This window comes from Pelagicoccus enzymogenes (assembly GCF_014803405.1).
Lineage (GTDB): Bacteria > Verrucomicrobiota > Verrucomicrobiia > Opitutales > Opitutaceae > Pelagicoccus > Pelagicoccus enzymogenes.
On record NZ_JACYFG010000040.1, the window covers coordinates 32,845 to 51,924 of the forward strand.

The 19,080-nt window shown below is 59.4% G+C and carries 16 protein-coding genes; 12 read left to right on the forward strand and 4 right to left on the reverse strand.

The window, feature by feature from the left end:
• Positions 1 to 19: 19 nt before the first annotated feature.
• From IEN85_RS16560 to IEN85_RS16570, 3 genes are read left to right on the forward strand one after another with little or no spacing between them, the layout of a single operon-like run.
• Entirely contained in the window at positions 20 to 3,142 is a 3,123-nt protein-coding gene (locus tag IEN85_RS16560; protein WP_191618218.1) for an efflux RND transporter permease subunit, read from the forward strand.
• Positions 3,135 to 4,556: an efflux transporter outer membrane subunit gene (locus IEN85_RS16565; protein ID WP_191618219.1), complete on the forward strand. Its 1,422-nt coding sequence runs from the start codon at positions 3,135 to 3,137 to the stop codon at positions 4,554 to 4,556. Before IEN85_RS16560 ends, IEN85_RS16565 begins: the two co-directional genes overlap by 8 nt.
• The gene (locus IEN85_RS16570; RefSeq protein ID WP_191618220.1) at positions 4,553 to 5,161 is read left to right on the forward strand and encodes a TetR/AcrR family transcriptional regulator; all 609 of its coding nucleotides are present in this window, start codon (positions 4,553 to 4,555) and stop codon (positions 5,159 to 5,161) included. The genes IEN85_RS16565 and IEN85_RS16570 overlap by 4 nt, the downstream gene beginning before the upstream one ends.
• 86 nt (positions 5,162 to 5,247) lie before the next feature.
• Here IEN85_RS16570 and IEN85_RS16575 read toward each other — a convergent pair whose 3' ends face one another.
• Complete coding sequence (locus tag IEN85_RS16575) at positions 5,248 to 6,315, reverse strand: glycoside hydrolase family 5 protein (RefSeq protein ID WP_191618221.1); 1,068 nt, start codon at positions 6,313 to 6,315, stop codon at positions 5,248 to 5,250.
• 123 nt (positions 6,316 to 6,438) lie between these two features.
• On the reverse strand, positions 6,439 to 7,359 hold the full coding sequence (gene rbsK, locus IEN85_RS16580) for a ribokinase (protein WP_191618222.1): 921 nt from the start codon (positions 7,357 to 7,359) through the stop codon (positions 6,439 to 6,441).
• 167 nt (positions 7,360 to 7,526) lie between these two features.
• Between rbsK and IEN85_RS16585 the strand changes: the two genes are divergently transcribed.
• From IEN85_RS16585 to IEN85_RS16600, 4 genes are all read left to right on the forward strand, one after another.
• A complete protein-coding gene (locus IEN85_RS16585; protein ID WP_191618223.1) occupies positions 7,527 to 9,638 on the forward strand; it encodes an apiosidase-like domain-containing protein in 2,112 nt (703 codons plus the stop codon).
• An 18-nt stretch (positions 9,639 to 9,656) separates the two neighbouring features.
• Entirely contained in the window at positions 9,657 to 10,631 is a 975-nt protein-coding gene (locus IEN85_RS16590) for a nucleoside hydrolase (RefSeq protein ID WP_191618224.1), read from the forward strand.
• A 100-nt stretch (positions 10,632 to 10,731) separates the two neighbouring features.
• Complete coding sequence (locus IEN85_RS16595; protein WP_191618225.1) at positions 10,732 to 11,682, forward strand: polysaccharide deacetylase family protein; 951 nt, start codon at positions 10,732 to 10,734, stop codon at positions 11,680 to 11,682.
• A gap of 388 nt (positions 11,683 to 12,070) precedes the next feature.
• Positions 12,071 to 12,361, forward strand: coding sequence for a hypothetical protein (locus IEN85_RS16600; protein ID WP_191618226.1), 291 nt, complete (start codon positions 12,071 to 12,073; stop codon positions 12,359 to 12,361).
• Positions 12,362 to 12,412: 51 nt separating this feature from the next.
• On the opposite strand, the gene IEN85_RS16605 is transcribed toward IEN85_RS16600, so the two are convergent.
• The gene (locus IEN85_RS16605) at positions 12,413 to 13,756 is read right to left on the reverse strand and encodes a GDSL-type esterase/lipase family protein (RefSeq protein WP_191618227.1); all 1,344 of its coding nucleotides are present in this window, start codon (positions 13,754 to 13,756) and stop codon (positions 12,413 to 12,415) included.
• 127 nt (positions 13,757 to 13,883) lie between these two features.
• Here IEN85_RS16605 and IEN85_RS16610 point away from each other — a divergent pair, with 127 nt between their 5' ends.
• The 4 genes from IEN85_RS16610 (at position 13,884) to IEN85_RS16625 (ending at position 16,803) form a co-directional block, all read left to right on the forward strand.
• Positions 13,884 to 14,843, forward strand: coding sequence for a paraquat-inducible protein A (locus IEN85_RS16610; RefSeq protein WP_191618228.1), 960 nt, complete (start codon positions 13,884 to 13,886; stop codon positions 14,841 to 14,843).
• A gap of 181 nt (positions 14,844 to 15,024) precedes the next feature.
• Positions 15,025 to 15,216: a hypothetical protein gene (locus tag IEN85_RS16615; RefSeq protein ID WP_191618229.1), complete on the forward strand. Its 192-nt coding sequence runs from the start codon at positions 15,025 to 15,027 to the stop codon at positions 15,214 to 15,216.
• A 17-nt stretch (positions 15,217 to 15,233) separates the two neighbouring features.
• Complete coding sequence (locus IEN85_RS16620; protein WP_191618230.1) at positions 15,234 to 16,124, forward strand: LysR family transcriptional regulator; 891 nt, start codon at positions 15,234 to 15,236, stop codon at positions 16,122 to 16,124.
• 40 nt (positions 16,125 to 16,164) lie between these two features.
• Positions 16,165 to 16,803: an NHL repeat-containing protein gene (locus IEN85_RS16625; protein ID WP_191618231.1), complete on the forward strand. Its 639-nt coding sequence runs from the start codon at positions 16,165 to 16,167 to the stop codon at positions 16,801 to 16,803.
• A gap of 149 nt (positions 16,804 to 16,952) precedes the next feature.
• On the opposite strand, the gene IEN85_RS16630 is transcribed toward IEN85_RS16625, so the two are convergent.
• Positions 16,953 to 17,462: a hypothetical protein gene (locus IEN85_RS16630; protein ID WP_191618232.1), complete on the reverse strand. Its 510-nt coding sequence runs from the start codon at positions 17,460 to 17,462 to the stop codon at positions 16,953 to 16,955.
• 299 nt (positions 17,463 to 17,761) lie between these two features.
• Between IEN85_RS16630 and IEN85_RS16635 the strand changes: the two genes are divergently transcribed.
• Positions 17,762 to 19,012 (forward strand): glycoside hydrolase family 27 protein, encoded by a 1,251-nt coding sequence (locus IEN85_RS16635; RefSeq protein WP_191618233.1) that lies wholly within the window; start codon positions 17,762 to 17,764, stop codon positions 19,010 to 19,012.
• The last annotated feature ends 68 nt before the right edge of the window (positions 19,013 to 19,080 follow it).

Genomic DNA, 19,080 nt, shown 5'->3' on the forward strand with positions numbered 1-19,080 from the left:
CTTTTAACGCACCATAGCCATGGCACGATTCTTCATAGACCGACCCATCTTCTCATGGGTGATCGCCCTTTCCATCATGATCGCGGGAGCTCTCAGCATGACGCAGCTGCCCATCTCCCGCTATCCGACCGTGGCCCCGCCATCGGTCGCCATCACTGCCGTCTACCCGGGAGCCTCCGCTCAGGTCGTGGAAAATTCCGTGACCCAGATCATCGAGCAAAGCCTCACCGGCCTCGACGGACTCATCTACCTCTCCGCCACTTCCGACTCCTCGGGCGCCTCGCAAATCACTGCCACCTTCGCCACCGGTACGGATCCTGACCTCGCTCAAGTCCAGGTGCAGAACAAGATCCAGTCGGCCACCGCCCTGCTGCCCAGTCAAGTGCAGCAGCAAGGCGTCACCGTATCCAAATCGGGCGAAGGCTTCCTCATGGTCATCGGTTTCGTATCGGAGGACGGCAGCATGGGCCGCGTCGATATCGCCGACTACCTGGTAGCCAACGTGGCTGACCAAATCGCTCGCGTGGACGGAGTCGGCGGCACGCGTGTATTCGGAGGACAATACGCCATGCGCATCTGGCTCGATCCCAATACGCTGCACTCCTACCAGCTCTCCGTCTCCGACATCACATCCGCCGTTCAAGGCCAAAACCAGCAAGTATCCATCGGGCAAGTCGGTGGGGCTCCCGCAGAAGAAGGCCAGCAAATCAACTTCACCATCAACACGCGAGGCCGCCTGCAAACCGCCGAGGAATTTTCCGATATCGTGATTCGCAGCAACCCGGACGGCTCGCTGCTCCGACTCGGAGAAGTCGCCCGCGTCGAGCTGGGCTCAGAGCAATACGGATTGGAAACGCACTACAACGGGCAAATGGCGGGCGGCATGGCCGTCACCCTCGCCTCCGGAGCCAACGCCCTCGAAACCGCAGCAGCGGTCAAGGAGCTGCTCGACGAGATCGCCCCCTTCCTGCCCGAAGGACTGAAAGCGGAAATCCCCTTCGACAATACGCCCTTCGTGGAAGTGGCCATCCAAGGCGTGGTAACTACCTTGCTGGAGGCCGTAGTGCTGGTCTTCATCGTCATGTTCCTCTTCCTGCAAAACTGGCGAGCGACCCTCATTCCCACCATCGCCATTCCCGTCGTATTGCTGGGAACCTTCGGCGTATTGGCTGTATTCGGATTTTCGATAAACATGCTTACTATGTTCGCCATGGTCCTCGCCATCGGCCTCCTCGTGGACGACGCCATCGTGGTCGTGGAAAACGTGGAACGCCTCATGAGCGAGGAAGGGCTCAGCCCCAAGGAAGCCGCTCGCAAGTCGATGGACCAGATCACCGGAGCCCTCGTAGGCATCGGTGTCGTGCTCTCCGCCGTCTTCGTGCCAATGGCCTTCCTCGGCGGCGCCACCGGAGTGATCTACCAGCAGTTCTCCATCACCATCGTATCGGCGATGACCCTTTCCGTGATCGTCGCCATCGTCTTCACGCCCGCCCTCTGCGCCACCATGCTGAAGCCGATCCAAAAAGGTCACCACATTAAGGATACAGGATTCTTCGGCTGGTTCAACCGTACCTTCGACCGCGCCAACGACCGCTACCAAAGCGTCGTCAAAGGCATCATCGGATTTCGCAAGAGCTTCTTCGCCGCCTTCCTCGTCATCGTCGGCCTCATGGTCTTGCTCTTCCTGAAGCTCCCGACCGGCTTCCTTCCGAACGAGGACCAAGGCTCCATCTACGCCCAAATCATCGGCCCAGTAGGCGCGACCAAAGAACACACCATGGAGGTCATCGAACAGGTCGAAGACTACTTGCTCAACGAAGAAGCAGGAGTCATCTCCGACGCCTTTACGGTGCAAGGCTTCAGCTTCGCCGGCTCTGGCCAAGCAAACGGCATGGCCTTCATCAGCATGACCGACTGGAGCGAACGGCCAAATCCAGAGCAAAGCGCCCAAGCCTTGGCCAACCGAGCTAACGCCGCTTTCAGCAAGATCGAAGGCGCCACCATCTTTGCCTTTGCTCCGCCGCCGATCACGGAGCTCGGCAACTCCGCTGGCTTCACCTTCTACCTGAAGGACAACGGCAGCCAAGGGCACGAAGCCCTTATCGCCGCTCGCAACCAACTACTCGGCCTCGCCGCCCAAAACCCGAAGCTTACCCGCGTACGTCCCAACGGACTGGAAGACGCCCCCCAGTTGAAGGTGCTTATCGACAACGCCAAGGCTGCCGCCCACGGCCTCTCCATACGAGACATCAATACCACCTTGGGCGTGGCCTGGGGTGGACTCTATATCGACGACTTCATCGACCGCGGCCGCGTCAAGCGCGTCTATCTTCAGTCGGAAGCGGAATACCGGATGCAACCAGAGGACTTCGAAAAGTGGTCCGTGCCCAACAACCAAGGCGAGATGGTTCCTTTCTCCGCTTTCGGTACCACCGAGTGGGACTACGGTTCGCCACGGTTGGAACGCTACAACGGCGTATCTGCCGTTCAAATACAAGGCGAAGGAGCCAGCGGCACTAGCTCCGGCGACGCCATGCTGGAAATTGAGAAGCTGGTCGAGCAGTTGCCCGACGGTTTCGGCATCGAGTGGACCGCTTCCTCCTATCAAGAACGCCAAGCAGGCAATCAGACCACCCTATTGTACGCGCTCTCGCTGCTCATGGTATTTCTCGCCCTCGCCGCCCTCTATGAGAGCTGGTCCATTCCGACCGCCGTGCTGCTCGCCGCACCGCTGGGCATCGTGGGAGCCGTATTGGCAAATATGTTACGCGGCTTCGAGCGCGACGTCTATTTCCAGGTCGCCATGCTCACCACCGTCGGTCTGACCAGCAAGAACGCCATCCTTATCGTCGAGTTCGCCAAGATCAACTTGGAGAACGGGATGAAGCTTATGGAAGCGACCTTGCACGCAGTTAAGGACCGTCTGCGCCCGATTCTCATGACCTCTCTCGCCTTCGGCCTCGGCGTCGTTCCGCTCGCCATTGCTAGCGGCGCCGGGTCCGGGGCCCAGCAAGCCATCGGCACCGGCGTACTCGGCGGCATGCTGGTCGGCACCTTCCTGGGAATCTTCTTCGTCCCCCTCTTCTTTTTCCTGATCGAACGCCTCTTCATCCGCAAGAAAGGACACCAGAGCCATGCGTAAGCTTAACACTCTCCTACCTGCCGTCGCCGCAGCCTTCAGCCTCGCTGGCTGCGCTTCGCTCCAGACTCCGATTCCCGAGCCCGATGCCAACATCGGGGACTCGTGGCCAACCGGCATAACAAACTCAACGCCAGTCGAGCAGGCAGAAAACGCCTTCGGCACGCTTGCAGCGACCGATATCGGCTGGCGCAATTTCTTCGTGGACCCGCGTCTCGAAACCTTGATCGAACGGGCCATCGCCAATAACCGCGACCTGCGAATCGCTACCCTCAACGTTGATCGAGCCCGGGCCGTCTACCGTATCCAAAAATCGGATCGGCTCCCCTCCGTCAACGCCAACGCCAGCCTGACCCGCTCCGGCGGCGACTCGGTCACCGAAGTGGAACGCTACCAAGCCGACCTTGGTCTGGCCCAGTACGAGATCGACCTCTTCGGCCGCGTCAAAAGCCTTAGCGAAAACGCCCTCCAGCAATACTTCGCTACCGAGCAAGCTCAGCGCAGCGTCCAGCTCAGCCTCGTAGCCGAGGTCGCCAACGCCTACCTGACGCTTTCCGCCGACCTCGAGCTCCAACGCATCGCCACCGCCACCTTGCAAAGCTACCAGGAGCAACTGGAAATCTCACGCCGCGGCAACGAGCTCGGCAGCGTATCCAACCTGGAGCTCAGCCAAGTCCGTACTCTCCTGGCCAGCGCCAAGGCGGAACTCGCCTTCTACGAGGGTCAAATCGCCCAAGACCGCTCCGCCCTCGCCCTGCTGGTCGGTGGGCCGCTGGAAGCCGAACTCCTGCCCGAACGCTTCGATCCGCAGCTCAGCGGATTGGCCCCGCTGCCCGCTGGACTGCCCTCGGAAACCCTTTTCCAGCGCCCCGACCTCCAGCAAAAAGAGCATGAGCTCGCTGCTGCCCAAGCCAACCTCGCCGCCGCTCGGGCAGCCTTCTTCCCGCGCATCACGCTGACGGGTTCGGTAGGGAGCGCCAGCGGCGAGCTGTCGGAACTATTTGGAGACAACACCGGCGTCTGGAGCTTCATGCCGCAAGTCAACCTACCCATTTTCCAAGCCGGCAGGCTGAAGGCCAACCGCGACACCGCCGCACTCGCCCGCGATATCACCCTCGCCGACTACGAAAAGACCATCCAAGCCAGCTTCAAGGAGGTATCCGACGCCCTCGCTCTCAGCTCCACCCTAGCCCAACGCCGCCAAGCCGTCGAGGAGCTGGTGGAGGCCGCCAGCGAAACGCAAAGCCTCTCCCAGGAACGCTACCAAGCGGGCCGCGACAGTTATCTGACCTTGCTCGACGCCCAACGCACCCTCTACAGTGCCCGACAATCCCTCGTCCAGTCTCTCCTCAGCGAGCAAAGCAACCGCATCGCTTTGTACAAAGCCCTCGGAGGCGGCTGGAATGAAGAGTCATGAAATCCTCCGAGAAAGATAGTCCCCGATCCCCTGAGCACGCCGAGGCCCAGCGCAACCGCATCCTCGACGCCGCGGAAGCCTGCTTCATCCAGCACGGCTTCCACGCCGCCAGCATGGCCCGCGTGGCCGAGACCGCCGGCATCAGCCAAGGCCTCGCCTACCGCTACTTCAAGAGCAAGAGCGCCATCATCCTCGCCATCATCGAACGCCAACTCTCCCAGCGCCATTCGCTCACCGAAGACTCCGACACCGCCGAAGCCTATATCAACAAGCTTTTGGAACTCATCCAGGAATGGGGAAAAGAAGGGAGCTCCAAGATCAACCCGATCCTCTTCATCGAGATGTGCTCCGAAGCGTCCCGCGACCCCGACATCCATGCCGCCTTGACCCGCGCCGACTCCACCTACCGCGAGGAGTTCAAAAAGTGGATGGCCCTCATCGCCAAGAAATCCGGAACCAGCATTTCGGACGAAGAAATGAACCGACGCTTCTACGCCCTGCAATGCATGGTCGAAGGCTCAGCCATGCTCACCACCCGTCAGTCGCAAACCGAGGAAAACAACGCCTACCTGCGCACTATTCTCCGCAGCATCGTCTCCCCGTAAAGCAACCTTCCGTGGGAAGCGGCCTTGTGCCGTGATTCGAACCGTAACCCATCGCGTGACAAGCACGCTCCCACACGCTGAACCCGTCACCGATTCAGCTCTTCCATCTTCTTTTTGAAGAATGCCCCTTGCCGCGTGGGCGTGTAGTCCTCGTCCGAATACAGTTGGGGCGACCAGCGGTAGTCGAAAACCCAAGCGGTCCAAGAGATCCCCTTTTCCTCGAAGTAACCGATCAAGGCTTCGCCGTAAACCTCGTCCCCAATCACCGGCACATGGGCGCCCGGTCCATCTTCAGACATGAAGCCGAATTCCGTGCAAACCATGGGGAAGCGATCCGCCATGAAGCCCCAATCCCGCTCCCAATGCTCTATCCAAGGGGCCGGACGCTTTTGCGGGTACGGATGGGAAACATAGGCCACGCCGGGAAAGTCGATCGGGTCGTTCTTGGCCATCGACAAGTCGTAGCCCCAATTGAAGCCGGCCACCAGGGGAATAGACGTTTCGTCGATGGCCCGGATCATGGAAATCAGCTCCTCGATGTACTCCTTGTACTCGGACCACGGCAGCCGCCCCATCTTGCCGCCGCGGTTGGTCGGCTCGTTCCAAAGCTCGTAGCAGGCCACCGTGCTGTTGCCCGCATAGCGCTGGGCGATGGTGTACCAGAAGCGAAAGGTCTCGCCCCGCGAAGTCTCGTAGATGTCGCGATGGAATACTTCCGTCAGCGGGTTCCCGATGGTGTGCCAATCGATGATCACGTACATGCCCAGCTCGCCGCTCCAGCGCACCGCGTCGTCCAGAGCCTGCAGGTACCAGTCCTTGCCCATCTGCCGCCACCAAAGCGGATGCACCGCCACCCGAACCACGTTCGCGTTCCACGAGGCCGCCGCCTCGAAATAGGAGCGGTCCCACTGTCCCCTTCGTTCCAGCTCCGCAGGATCCACCGTCGCCACGCCCCGCAAGATCACCGTTTCCCCATCCGGATCCACGAAGCGGTTCCCTTCGACCGAAATCTTCGGCAAAGCGGCGACATCGCCCAAGGCCACCTGCCCGTCGCTGAATGTCGTTTCCGCAAAAAGGAAAACAGGAGCCAGGCCGGCAACTAAGAAAGTCGTCCAAGAGACGAACCGTTTGGGTAAGCTAAGCGCAGATTTCATAGGATTCAGGGGACGTTTTCGCACGAGAAAGCAAAACGAAGGGCCGACACGCAACCCTCTGCTTACTTATCCAAAAGAGTTCGGAAGGCACCCAGCGAATCGAATGCAAGCGCTGGCTTAGCCTTAGCGAAGGCCTTGCAACACCTCCTCTAGGCTGGGAAAACTGCTCTGGGCCCCCGGCCGCTTCACCGCCATCGAAGCAGCCGAACAAGCAAAGCGGGCCGCTTCCACCGGAACAACGCCACGCGACAAGGCTGCAGCAAAAGCTCCATTGAAGCAATCTCCCGCGCCCGTCGAGTCCACAGCTTTTACGCTCGCTGCAAAGATGCGCTCGTAGCCGTTTTCCTCTACCAAAACGGCCCCTCGGGCCCCGAGCTTGGCGAGCACCTTGCCCACGCCGAACGTCAAGAGCGAGCGGGCCGCCTGCACGATCTCCGCTTCGCTCGATTCCTCGCCCAAGGATTCTCCCGACAAGACCGAAAGTTCGCTTAGGTTCGGAGTCAGGTAGTCCACCTTTCTCAAAATCGCATCCTCCAAACGTCTCGCAGGCGCTGGATCCAATAGGGTGATGCAGCCTGCCAGCCGGGCAAGGTCCAGTCCCATGGCAACCGTTTCCAAAGGGGTCTCCAGCTGGAAAAGGGCAAGCTTCGCGCCTTCGAAAAAAGCGACATCCTTTTCCAGCTCGGCTGGCGAATACGCTCCATTGGCCCCAGGCACTACTACGATCCGATTTTCCCCGCTGTCCTCGACCGTAATGGCTGCCACCCCCGTAGTGACTCCTTCAATACTTGCGACGCCTTCGACTGAAGCGCCCACAGTCACGAGCCCCTCCTTCAGATTGCGCCCATAGTCGTCGTCCCCTACCCGACCAAGCATCGCCACCTCGCCGCCCAGCCGCGCAGCCGCAAAGGCTTGGTTAGCCCCCTTGCCGCCATTGAATACCGCAAAATCGGCGCCTGTCACCGTCTCCCCTCCCTCGGGCGCTCGCTCAGCGCTCACGACGAGATCTGCGTTCAAACTTCCCAGAACTACGATATCAGCCATGAGAATAAACTACCGAGCGAGGCCGGGAAGGAAAAGCTCTTAGATTTCCCCAACTCAACCTTTCGCTTACCTACGCGCGCCCCGTTCTCACATTGACGCAAGCCTCAAGCCCAGACAACCTCGAACGCTGCCCCCATCCCCCCAGCTAAACTTGGAAAGCTAACAATATGAGATACCTTCCCCTTCTCGTTGCGATTTCTATTCTTGGCGTAATCAACGTCGGTGCCACGGAAGTCACCCTCGCGAGCTACAACATTCGCCTCGATTTGCAAAGCGACGGCCCCAACCGCTGGGACGGACGCAAGATCCAGCTCGCCAGCCAAGTGAAGTCCTTTTCCCCCGACATCCTCGGCATCCAAGAGGGCCTGTCCCATCAAATCGAATACCTCGAACGAACGCTGGAGGGCTACTCTTACATCGGCGTGGGACGCGACGACGGTGTTCGAGAGGGCGAGTTCAGCGCGATCTTCTACCGGCCTGCCAATACCGAAGTCATCGCTTCGAATACCTTTTGGCTGTCCGATTCGCCCGAATCGCCCTCCTACGGATGGGGCGCCCACTACCGCCGCATCTGTACCTATGGGCACTTCCGCGACCGAGCCTCCGGTTCCACGTATTGGGTTTTCAATACGCACTTCGACCACGAAGTCCCCGCAGCGCGCCTCAACGGCGCCAAGCTTCTTCTCGATCGCATCAAAGAGCTGGTCGCGCCCACCGAAGACTACTTTCTCATGGGCGACCTCAACGCCACCCCTGAGTCCCCACCCATTCGCCTTATTTCCCAATCCCTGAACGATAGTCGCCTGCACGCTAGCGACAACTCCTTCGGAAACGAAGGAACCTTCAACGGCTTCGATCCCAGCGCTCCTGCCGATCGCCGTATCGACTACATCTTCGCCTCGCCCCGCACGAAGCTATTGTCTAACGCCGTGCACAGCGACCTCATCGGCCAACGCTACCCGTCCGACCACTTCCCCGTGGTGGTCACAGCTAAACTTGCTCCCTACCTCCCCAACCAGCTTCACGTATCCAAAAACAAGCGACACCTCGTCGACACAAACGAACGCCCCTTCTTTTGGCTCGCCGATACCGCTTGGGAGCTCTTCCACCGCCTATCCTTGGAGGAAGCCGAACTCTACCTCGACCTTCGCGCAACCCAAGGCTTCAATCTCGTGCAAACCGTCATCCTGGCGGAACAGTCCGGACTCACTGTTCCCAATGCGAACGGCGACCTCCCTCTCTTGGACCAAGACCCCACCCGTCCCAACGAAGCCTATTTCCAACACGTCGACAACATCATCGCCGCCGCCAACAAACGCGGCATAGTGATCGGACTGCTCCCTACTTGGGGTGACAAGTTCAACCTGAAGTGGGGTGTCGGACCAGAAATCTTCACCCCTGAAAACGCTGAAACATATGGTCGCTACCTGAGCGAAAGGTACGCAGACGCATCCATCGTCTGGATACTTGGAGGCGACCGCCCCCCCGAGGAGCCCGAGGATTACGAAATCACGCACGCTATGGCTCGCGGTATCCGTTCCGCAGCAGGAGGCAGACACCTGATCACCTACCATCCGTCGGGAATGAGCAGCTCCTCGAAGTTCTTTCACGACGCAGAATGGCTCGACTTCAACATGTTCCAAAGCAGCCACGCCTTACTGCACAATCCAAATTTCAAATACATCCAGCGCGACCTCTCCCTCACGCCGCCAAAACCGACCCTCGATGGCGAGCCGTGCTACGAGTACATTCACGTTGACTTCAAAACCGAGAACCCGCGCTTTACGGACTTCCATAGCCGACGGGCAGGCTACTGGTCCGTGCTCGCAGGAGCCCTAGGACACACCTACGGGCATAACAGCGTCTGGCAAATGTGGAGACCTGGACTCCACCCAGTGCTCGGCGCTGACGTACCTTGGAACGAGGCCATCTACTATCCTGGATCCTACCAAGCCGGCCATATGCGAAAGGCCTTCGAATCCTTCCGCTGGCAAGACCTTCGTCCCGCTACGGAGTTGTTGCTCGACCCGCCCGTTTCCGTAGAGGAACACATCAGTATTGCAGCCGATGCAGACAAAGACCTCATCGTGGCCTACATCCCGAACGGCCAAGAACTCGCCATCGAATCCGCAGCCCTCGCTTCGACTAAAACTGCTCGCTGGTTCAATCCACGCGACGGCAATTCCATTCCTTTCAGCCTACCCGAAGACGGACGCTTCGATCCTCCGGGAGACGAGGCCCCAGCCAACGACTGGCTCCTCATCCTTTCTGGAAAATAACGAAAGACCTGCCCCTGTATGAAACGTACTGCCACCCTCATTGCATTTGCAGCGACCTGCCTCGCTTCCCTCTCTGCCAAGCCCGTTCCCACCATCCTATCCACCGACATCGGTAGTGATATTGATGATACATGGGCCCTCGCCCACATCCTGCGCTCTCCTGAGCTCGATCTGAAGATGGTGCTCACCGAAACCGGCGAAGCTCTCTACCGCGGGCAGGTCACGGGAAAAGTGCTGGAAGCGGCAAATCGCACCGACGTCGAAATCGCTCTCGGCAAAGACTACGGCGTCATGGGCGACCAACACCGCCACCAAGGCCCTTGGGTTAAAAACTACGATCTGGCAAGCTATCCGGGCACCGTCCACCAAGACGGCATCCAAGCCTTCATAGACTTCGTGAAGGCCACCGACGGTCCCATCAACGTCATCGCTATCGGCCCGCCTCCATCTCTTGCAGCAGCATTAAAGCAAGCACCCGAAATCGCTGAAAAATGTCATTTCTACGGCATGCACGGCAGCTTCGATCTCGGATACGGCGGCAGTCCCCAGATCTCGGCCGAAACCAACGTCCGGGTCGACCCCGATGCCTTCCGCACCGTCATCGCCGCCAAGTGGCTATCCAAAACCCTCACGCCTCTGGATACCTGTGGCCTCTTTTATCTCGGGGGAGAAAACTACCACCGCATCTGGAGCGCCACCGACGACGACCTGCTCCGCTCGGTCATCGAAAACTACTGCGTCTGGGCGCCCCGCGTTCCGTGGATGGAGTGCGAGTTCTTCGCCACCCAATCCTCGACCCTCTTCGACGACATCGCGGTCTACATGGCTTACGATGGCAGCTTGCTCAACTACGAAGAAATCACCTTCTCTGTCACAGACGATGGATACACCCTCCGCGACCCCGCCGGCCCTTACACCGCAAAAGTCGCGATCTCCTGGAAAGACATGGAGGCCTGCCAGGACTTCCTGACAAAACGCCTCCTGGGAAACTGAGGCTCTCGTCGTAGGAAGCCGCCTTGCGCGGCGATTCCCTTCCTGATAGCCCTATCGATCCCCCGCTTGCAAAAGTCGCTTTTTCAAAGAGGGTAGTTCCATGAAACTACCCCGACCGATATTACTTGCCCCACTCATTCTACTCGCCGCCAAGTCGCTGTTTTCCCACGAACACCTCACCATCCAAGAGCAGCTAGGCTACCCCGCCGACGCCAAGCTTCTCATCATTCACGCGGACGACCTTGGCGTCGCGCACTCCGAAAACGTAGCGACTTTCCAAGCGATGGAAGAAGGCGTGGTTACGTCCGCGAGCGTGATGATGCCCACCCCCTGGGCCAAGGAAGCTGCCCTCTACGCAATCAAGAATCCAGAGGCAGATCTCGGCGTGCACATCACCCTTACCGCCGAATGGGAAACCTTTAAGTGGGGCCCCATGCTTGGGGCGGACACCGTGCCTTCCCTCGTCGACGCACACGGGCATTTTCATCCCGACGTCGCAACCTTCGCCGCCAAGGCCGACCTCCAGGAGATAGAAGCCGAGGTCCGTTCCCAAATCGAGGCGGCTCGTGAAGCCGGCATCGAGTTCACCCACCTCGACGGCCACATGGGCAGCATGCTCGCGACCGACGAAATCGCCCAACTCTACTTTCGCCTCGGCAAAGAGTACGGCGTACCCGTTCGCCTTCACCAACATCACGCCTCTCATTCCGACAACCAAGCGCTGAAGTCCGCCGTCGTCGATATGCCCGGCAAAGTCACCAGCATTCACGGAGCATCCCCCAACGACTTTCCAGAGGGAATGGCCACTTCCTACAACCAGTACCTTCGCGAACTCGAGCCCGGCCTGAACCTCCTCGTGCTGCACCTCGGCTTCGATCACGCTGAAATGCAGGCGATCACCGTAAACCATCCGCTTTGGGGCGCCCGCTGGCGTCAGCTTGACTACGACTGGTCCATGAGCGACGAGGCCAAAGCCATCATCGAAGAAGAGGGAATCATACTCGTCGACTGGCGCCTCGTGAAAGAAAAGCTCTTCGACAAAGCCTACTAGGGATTGTCACGGGGCGAATGTCGCATGCGACGTAGCGCTGAGCTTTAGCCAGCGGCCGCAGAGTGCCGAGGCTTTAAGCCGACACGTTCATAGATCCTGCAGTGCGGTCGCCGGCTAAAGCTCGGCGCTACCTTCGAAGCATGACGCGTCACTGGGCTATGTCAAAAAGGGCCTACCTGAAAAATGAGCAGGCACTGCTGGTTGTTGGGCCGTCGCTTGCGACGTGCCGCAAGTCCCGACTCGCTCCTCCTGCAACGCGGCGTGCCGCAAGCGGCAGCCCTACGTTTCGAAGGTTGCCGCCGAGCTTGATTTGCTGTCGATTTTCAAAAAGCTAGAGCCACCTTTGTTGCGCCAGCCTCGTACTCCGGCGAGGATCTACTCCCATCCCATGCTGTACTTCCAAGCCCTCCTACTCGCCCTTTGCATCCAATTGAACCTGCGGTGCAACAACCATTGGCCCGCCGTCATCACATTCGTTGTAATGAGTTTCCTCGTACAGCTTGCGATCACGCTCAGCCTAGGGCTCAGCTTACTCGCAGTCCTGATCACAACATCCGTCAACTTCGTGTTCGCCTTTCTCTACTTCTTTTCGCTCGGCCGCACACAAGGCTCATCATACTACTGGCCGATCATGGCCGCTGGACTCGGCCTCTACATCGGAATTTGGTACTTCATCTAGTCTCGGAACTGCCGCCTCCTCCCCAATCGGAACCAGTTCCCCTTGCAGGCTCTAAAGTTCCTTCAGCCTGATCCGCCGGTATTCCATTTGACCACGGTCCCCTTCCACCCCGATCGATCCCGTATCCGGAACCTGCATACCCGCTTCGAGCACTTCGCCGTTACAAAGACAACGAGCAACCCCGTCACGCACCGTGATCTCTAGATCATTCCATCCTTGCGGATTGTAGTTCTTGAGATCCTCGTATGGGCCCGCGAGGGCGTAGTCTCGACACTGCAGCTGCGGTCCTCGCACGTAAACTCCGCTGTCCGCAAAGGGCGACGCCCGAAACTGCATCCGCAATACGAAGTCCTTGGAAAACTGTCGAGTCGTGTGCAGCTGCTGAATTTTGCGATAGCTGGAGGGGATGCGAACCACGAGCCGGCCATTGACTGCGGCAAAACGACCGTCAGGACTCTCTGCGAGCCCGTCAAATGCCACTGGCTCCTCAACGATCGGCCACTCCGCCGCGCCCTCAGGGTCAGCGGCTTTCCACTTAGCGGCGCTCGCGATATCTTTTTGCGAGGTCACCTCATACCCCCACCCCGTCAGGTCGTATCCGTTAAACAGATACTCGAATCCTTCCTCGAGAGCAAAGGGTTCCTCTACAGGTAACAGCTCCAAGCCCTCCAGGATCGGACGCAACGCCGCCGCCCACTTGGCGTAGCCCGCTTCGTTCAAGTGCAATAGATCGGGAAACAGCTCCGGAATCGCGTCGCCGCTCCCATCGTCGAAAAGCTCAAAGGTATCCAATACCAAAACCTGCTCGTTTCCTTTCACCAATTTCCGGTACCGCTCGTTGACCTCCTGGATGAGCTCAGTTGGACGGTTCTTGGAAGCGTGGCTGGGAAATACCTCGCAAAGGACCACCGGCAACTCGGAATCGTAAGCAGCGATCGCTTCCAGAATCAGCTTCAAATTGCCGGCAATAATCTCAGGGGTGCCATCTTCGTCCAGGTCGTTGGTCCCAATCAACAGCACGATTCCGCTTGGGGCGAGCGAGAGCACGTCCTCCTCCAGCCGAATCAACACGCCCCGCGTAGTATCTCCGCTGATACCCCGATTCGCCACCTTCATGCCGGGAAAGGCCGCTCCTAAGGCGCCGCCCCAGCCTTGAGTGATCGAGTCTCCTAAAAATACCACCGCGCCGCGATCCGCCTCCGCCGATTTCGCCCAAGCCGAACGGCGGCCTTCCCACAAATTCCGGAACCACTCGTAGCGCCGGATCGTTCCCTCCCCCGGCAAGCCCTCGTCCGTTTCCGGAATCGCAAAGGGCGATCGCTCCGTCTCCGCATAGGCGGCGAAGGAAAAACTCAACACAAGGAGGAAACGGAGGCAGCAGTGGGGTACTTTCATGGAAGAAGAACCTAGCGGCTCCCGGAAGCAGATCAACCACCCCTTTTAGTAATTCTTATGAGCGAGCACTCGCAACTTGCCTGACTCCCCGACGTCCCGCTATCAATGGCAACGATCCACTCCCTCCATGGCAGCCTTCCTAAAGCAACTCGTTCGCAACCGACTCATCAGCTCCCTGCTGTGCGTCTCTCTCCTGTGCAACGTTGCAGCCCTCGCCCTCCCCTTCATGCGCTTGCGCAAGGGCCTCGACAACGAAGCCTACACGCTCATGCATTCCGTAGAATTGCTCTGGGAAAAAGGGCTCTACATCCTGTCCCTCCTCGTAATTGCATTTTCAATACTTTTCCCTTTCGCCAAGCTTGGCACTCTCTTCTGGGTCATCGGCAGCGAACCGACTCGATCCCGTCACCTCCACTGGCTCCACCAGGTAGAACGCCTCGGCAAATGGTCCATGCTGGACGTTTTCCTCGTCTCCATCATCCTCTCCCTCGCCTCCAAGCAATTCCTCGTCGGAGCCCAACCGCAGCCCGGCCTCACCTTCTTCATCGCGGCTATCCTCATGAGCATGACCGCAGGGGAGCTCATCTCTCGCAAGGTCAATTCCCACTCGCCCGCCAAGACGGGAACCGAGCGACGCCAAGGCGGGATCTTCCTCGCCCTCTCAGGCATCACCCTCGTCGCCGCCCTCGCCTTCCCCTTCCTGCGCATCGAGGATTGGCTGCTGAAAAATCGGGAGTACAGCATCCTCACGCTCATTCCCGCCCTCTGGGCCCAAGGCGCCTGGCTAGCCTCCCTTATCACCGCTTGCTTCCTCGTCGCCACACCCTTGCTGGTCTGGTTCGCTGGCCTTATCGCCTGGAGATCCCAAGCCCACAATCCCATCCCCAGCTATTGGACGCAGCTCGCCCAACGCTGGAGCATGCTGGACGTCTTCGGCCTCGCCCTCGTCGTTTTCGCCCTTGAGAGCGATCACATCATGCGCACGGAAATCAATTGGGGAGCCCTTTTCCTCGGCGCCACCCTCGTCCTGCAAATGCTCTTCTCCTTCGCCCTCGAGAAACGCTTGTTCAGCAAATCCGAGGAGTGACAGCAGCTCGCACAGGTGGGACGACCGCTCCGCGGGCGTCGAAACGTCTCGCCCAAACAAAGGAAACCAGTCCCATGAAAACGAACTGCTAAGGAACGAACCTCCCACCTTCGGAAGATCCGAAGCCAAGCATCGGAAAGCCCGTCTACCCAGATCACCGCAACCGTGGCATACTCGAACGATGCCACCACAACAATCGTCCAACGGAACCCGCCTTTTCAACGCTCTGAAACAGTTCTTCCTCAGGCTGCACCAGTCCCTGCCCGCCATCTCGCCTTTTCCCGAAAGCGACTCGCAACCCGGGCTCAAACTCTTCATTCATGGAAACATCGTCACCATAAGAACCAATCACCCAGCCGACAAGGAGCAGTAGTCCGCAAATCCGCCTTCATGGAACTCTACCAACTCAGATCGTTCGTCGCCGTCGCCGAGGAAGGCACCCTCGCCAAGGCCGCCATGCGGCTGTTCTCCAGCCAGCCTTCCGTCAGTTCCCACATCAAGGCGCTGGAAGACGAGCTCGGCATCGCCCTCTTCGAGCGCAGTTCCCGAGGCATGCTGATTACGCCTGACGGCGAGGCCCTGCTGAGCCGCGCCTACGCCATCCTCCAGGAAACCGCCGCCCTCAACAAGCTCGCCCGAGACCTCCAGTCCAGCCCCTCCGGCAAGCTCACCATCGGGGTCAACACCGGTTCCGGCGAGCTCCCGCTCGAAACCATTGCCCAAACGCTTTCCGAAACCTGCCCCAAGCTTCAGCTCGAATTCCAGCACAGTTCTTCCGGATATATCAAAAAGGGAATCCTCGACGGCGACATCGACATCGGGTTCTACGAAGGAGAAATCGATTCCCCCAAGATCATCAGCTCCCAGTTTCAAGAAAACGCCATTCTCGTCATCGCGTCTCCAAAATTCAAGGACGCGCTGCAAACCACCGACTGGCGCGACCTGCAAACGCTCCCATGGGTTTTCAAGACGCCCGACTGCAGCTACTACCAGCTCATGGATCGCATCGTGACAGCCCATGAACTCAATATCGAGCGACGCTATACCATCGACGAGGAAGGGACCTGCCTACGCTTCGTCAAGAATAGCGCCGCCCTCTCCCTCATCGGCGAAGCCCTCGTGCGCGACGAACTCGCCCGCGGCGAAATCATCGCTTGGGAGGGGTTCCGCTGCCAGCTTCCGCACAGCCTCATCTGCCTCGGCTCCCGCTATCACGAGCGCGCCATCCAAGCTTGCTTCGAGGCCTGCGCAAAGTCGCTCCCTCTCTCCAAACCAAAGTAAACGTCGAATCCCTTGCAACCCCCAACCAACCACACTCATCATGAATCCGATCAAAGAACTCGCCCGCTATAAAGCTCCTGCCGACCTTCCCCAGTCCCTCGCCTGGGACGGGGAAACACTCTGGCTTGGCTCCCTCGCCAACAAGCGTATCTACCAAATCGATACGGAAGACTGGTCCGTCAAATACGAGATCGACGCCCCGGGAACGCCTTTCGGCATGGTCTCGGTCGGCGAGGAGCTCCGCGTGCTCTGCGGCGAGACCGAGGAAGACTTTCGCAATATCCGCCGCCTCATGCCCGGCCACGGCTTCGATACCGTATTCAAGCTACCCTGCCCCGACGACACTGGCTCGCAGCTGAGCTGGGACGGCAAGATCCTGCACGTCAGCCAGTGGTACAATCAAAAGGTCCTCGCCCTCTCCCCCAACGGCGGCGTCACCAAAATCTACGAAGCGCCACGCGGGATCTGCGGCCAAGTCATCGTCGGCGACTACATCTACGTCGCCAACACCGCCGAAGAAGAAAACGGCGACTACTTCCTCGGCCGCATCCATCGCGAGAGCGGAACCTACGAAGACGTCGCCCTCATACCCTTCCCTGCCCGCGCCCTCGCGCACGACGGCACCGACTTCTACTCGAACCACCGAGCCGCTGGCGAAACCGTCCGCTTCACGGTGTAAGCCAGCCTCCAACGCGGGAAGCGGCCTTGAGCCGCGATCCGTGTGGAGTAGTCCGCAAAGGTAGGTCTCAATCTCCGAGTGAGCCGCACAGCAAGCTCAACAATTGCGTCGAGCCGCCTCCCACAGACCACTCCTCACCAAAAACGTATTCAAAGCCCCGCGACAGACGATTGCGACTCGCGGTCCGCGCTACCGTAGTCGACCACCAGGTTTCGGGCAAATCCGTCGAGCGTCGCAGGCTGCAGCCCGTAGACCGTGCCAAGGATCGAATCCAAGCGCTCAAGGTAGGAAGAGAGCGCCTCCTCCTTGTCCCAGTTGGCGATGTTGTTGAAGGTGGCCTTGTTGATCGACACTTCTACGCGATACCCAGTGCTACCATCTTTACGCGGCACCGGCATCTCATCCTCCACGTGAGAGAGAGGAATCACGCCCCGACCTCCGAAGAATCCGGTCCGCTTCACTACGTAAAGTTGGGCGGGACCGCCTGGATCGCTGCGAGCCACCCCTACGATCGTGCCCAGTTTAGAGTATCCGCCCGCCCCCACCACTTCGGCCCCGATGATCGAATTCCTGTCGTTTCCGGCTCCCCACGCCATGCTCGCCATCGCTGCGAAAGCCGTGCCCAAACTTAAAACGCTCCGTGTCCAATTCGTTTTCATAATCTGATACCTCCGGGCGGAACGGTTGCTTAAGGCGTGCCAGCGACGCCTCTTCGAAAAGCGTGAAAGCCGCCAAAGCCCTTGCCCATCGCCCCTTAACGCCCTCGCAAATTTTTCCAAAGATTCCAGCCATAGGGCGCAACCGAGCGTCTTCCTGCATTGCGCACGCCATGGCCCCTGCAACGCCGCAATTTGCATAAAAGGTGAGAAGCGATGTGCATAATGTGACATTTATACCTCCATCGTTTGACTCGTTCCCAAGTCTGCATGGCTGTTGAGCGAACCCCAAAACCCAAGACATGCAAAACACGCTAAAACATTCGCTCACCCGCAGCGGCAAGCTGCTCCGTTCCGCCTTGACCGGCATTGCCGCCGCTGCCGCCCTCGCGGCGACATCCCAAGCGCAAAAGTTCGAAGGTCTCGCCCTCACTCCGCCCATGGGCTGGAATTCCTGGAACACCTTCGAGTCCAACATCAACGAGCAGCTCGTTATCGACACCGCCGAAGAAATGAAGGCCAACGGCATGCTGGACGCCGGCTACCAGTACATCGTCATCGACGACACTTGGTCCCTGCGCGAGCGCGACGCCGACGGAAACCTCGTAGCCGACCCCGAGAAATTTCCTTCCGGCATCAAAGCCCTCGCCGACAAGCTCCACGCCATGGGCTTCAAGTTCGGCATCTACGGCGACGCTGGCAAGACCACCTGCGCCGGCTACCCGGGCAGCCAAGGCCACGAGTACCAAGACGCACGCACCTTCGCCGCCTGGGGCGTCGACTACCTCAAGTACGACTGGTGCGCCACCGGCACTCGCGACGCCAAGGAAGCCTACACCACCATGCGCGACGCCCTCCACGCCGCCGGCCGTCCCATCGTCTTCTCCATCTGCGAATGGGGCGACAACAAGCCCTGGGAATGGGCCCAGGATATCGGCCACCTCTGGCGCATCTCCGGCGACATCTACGACTGCTGGGACTGCGAATTCAAGTGGTCCCGCGGCTTCAAGGCCATACTCGACGGCTATCACGACGCCAAGCCCTCCGTCGTAGGACGCGACGGACTCGGCCAGTACGCCGGCCCCGGCGGCTGGAACGACGCCGACATGCTCGAAGTCGGCAATCCCGGCCTCACCCTCGCCGAATCCCGTTCGCACTTCACCCTCTGGGCCATGATCTCTTCGCCGCTGATGGCCGGCAACGACATGCGCGTCGCTACTCCAGAGATCATCGAAATCCTCACCAACAAGGAAATCATCGCCCTCAACCAAGACCCCGACGGCGTGGCCGGCTGGCGCATCTTCACCGCCCCCGACAAGTACGAGATCTGGGTCAAGCCGCTAAGCGACGGAGACTGGGCCGTTACCGTGCTCAACTCCTCCGAGGAAACCCAAGACGTCACCGTCGAGTGGCACCGCATGGAGCAAACCTTCCCCGACGAGTACAGCATCCGCGACCTCTGGGCCGGCAAGGATCTCGGCGACACCCACCAGCCGCTCAAGGCCACCATCGCCAGCCACGACGTGCTCGCCCTGCGCCTCAGCAAGAAGTAGGCTGGGGACCTGCGACCCAACTTTAAGCAACGCCCTCTTCGAACGAAGGAGGGCGTTTTTTTGTGGGC

Coding starts and splice junctions, on each gene's coding strand:
- IEN85_RS16575 (WP_191618221.1), bottom strand. CDS start 6,315: ATGAAATCTGCGCTTAGCTTACCCAAACGGTTCGTCTCTTGGACGACT.
- IEN85_RS16595 (WP_191618225.1), top strand. CDS start 10,732: ATGAAACTACCCCGACCGATATTACTTGCCCCACTCATTCTACTCGCC.
- IEN85_RS16565 (WP_191618219.1), top strand. CDS start 3,135: ATGCGTAAGCTTAACACTCTCCTACCTGCCGTCGCCGCAGCCTTCAGC.
- IEN85_RS16630 (WP_191618232.1), bottom strand. CDS start 17,462: ATGAAAACGAATTGGACACGGAGCGTTTTAAGTTTGGGCACGGCTTTC.
- IEN85_RS16620 (WP_191618230.1), top strand. CDS start 15,234: ATGGAACTCTACCAACTCAGATCGTTCGTCGCCGTCGCCGAGGAAGGC.
- IEN85_RS16570 (WP_191618220.1), top strand. CDS start 4,553: ATGAAATCCTCCGAGAAAGATAGTCCCCGATCCCCTGAGCACGCCGAG.
- IEN85_RS16635 (WP_191618233.1), top strand. CDS start 17,762: ATGCAAAACACGCTAAAACATTCGCTCACCCGCAGCGGCAAGCTGCTC.
- IEN85_RS16600 (WP_191618226.1), top strand. CDS start 12,071: ATGCTGTACTTCCAAGCCCTCCTACTCGCCCTTTGCATCCAATTGAAC.
- IEN85_RS16560 (WP_191618218.1), top strand. CDS start 20: ATGGCACGATTCTTCATAGACCGACCCATCTTCTCATGGGTGATCGCC.
- IEN85_RS16610 (WP_191618228.1), top strand. CDS start 13,884: ATGGCAGCCTTCCTAAAGCAACTCGTTCGCAACCGACTCATCAGCTCC.
- IEN85_RS16585 (WP_191618223.1), top strand. CDS start 7,527: ATGAGATACCTTCCCCTTCTCGTTGCGATTTCTATTCTTGGCGTAATC.
- IEN85_RS16615 (WP_191618229.1), top strand. CDS start 15,025: ATGCCACCACAACAATCGTCCAACGGAACCCGCCTTTTCAACGCTCTG.
- IEN85_RS16605 (WP_191618227.1), bottom strand. CDS start 13,756: ATGAAAGTACCCCACTGCTGCCTCCGTTTCCTCCTTGTGTTGAGTTTT.
- rbsK (WP_191618222.1), bottom strand. CDS start 7,359: ATGGCTGATATCGTAGTTCTGGGAAGTTTGAACGCAGATCTCGTCGTG.
- IEN85_RS16625 (WP_191618231.1), top strand. CDS start 16,165: ATGAATCCGATCAAAGAACTCGCCCGCTATAAAGCTCCTGCCGACCTT.
- IEN85_RS16590 (WP_191618224.1), top strand. CDS start 9,657: ATGAAACGTACTGCCACCCTCATTGCATTTGCAGCGACCTGCCTCGCT.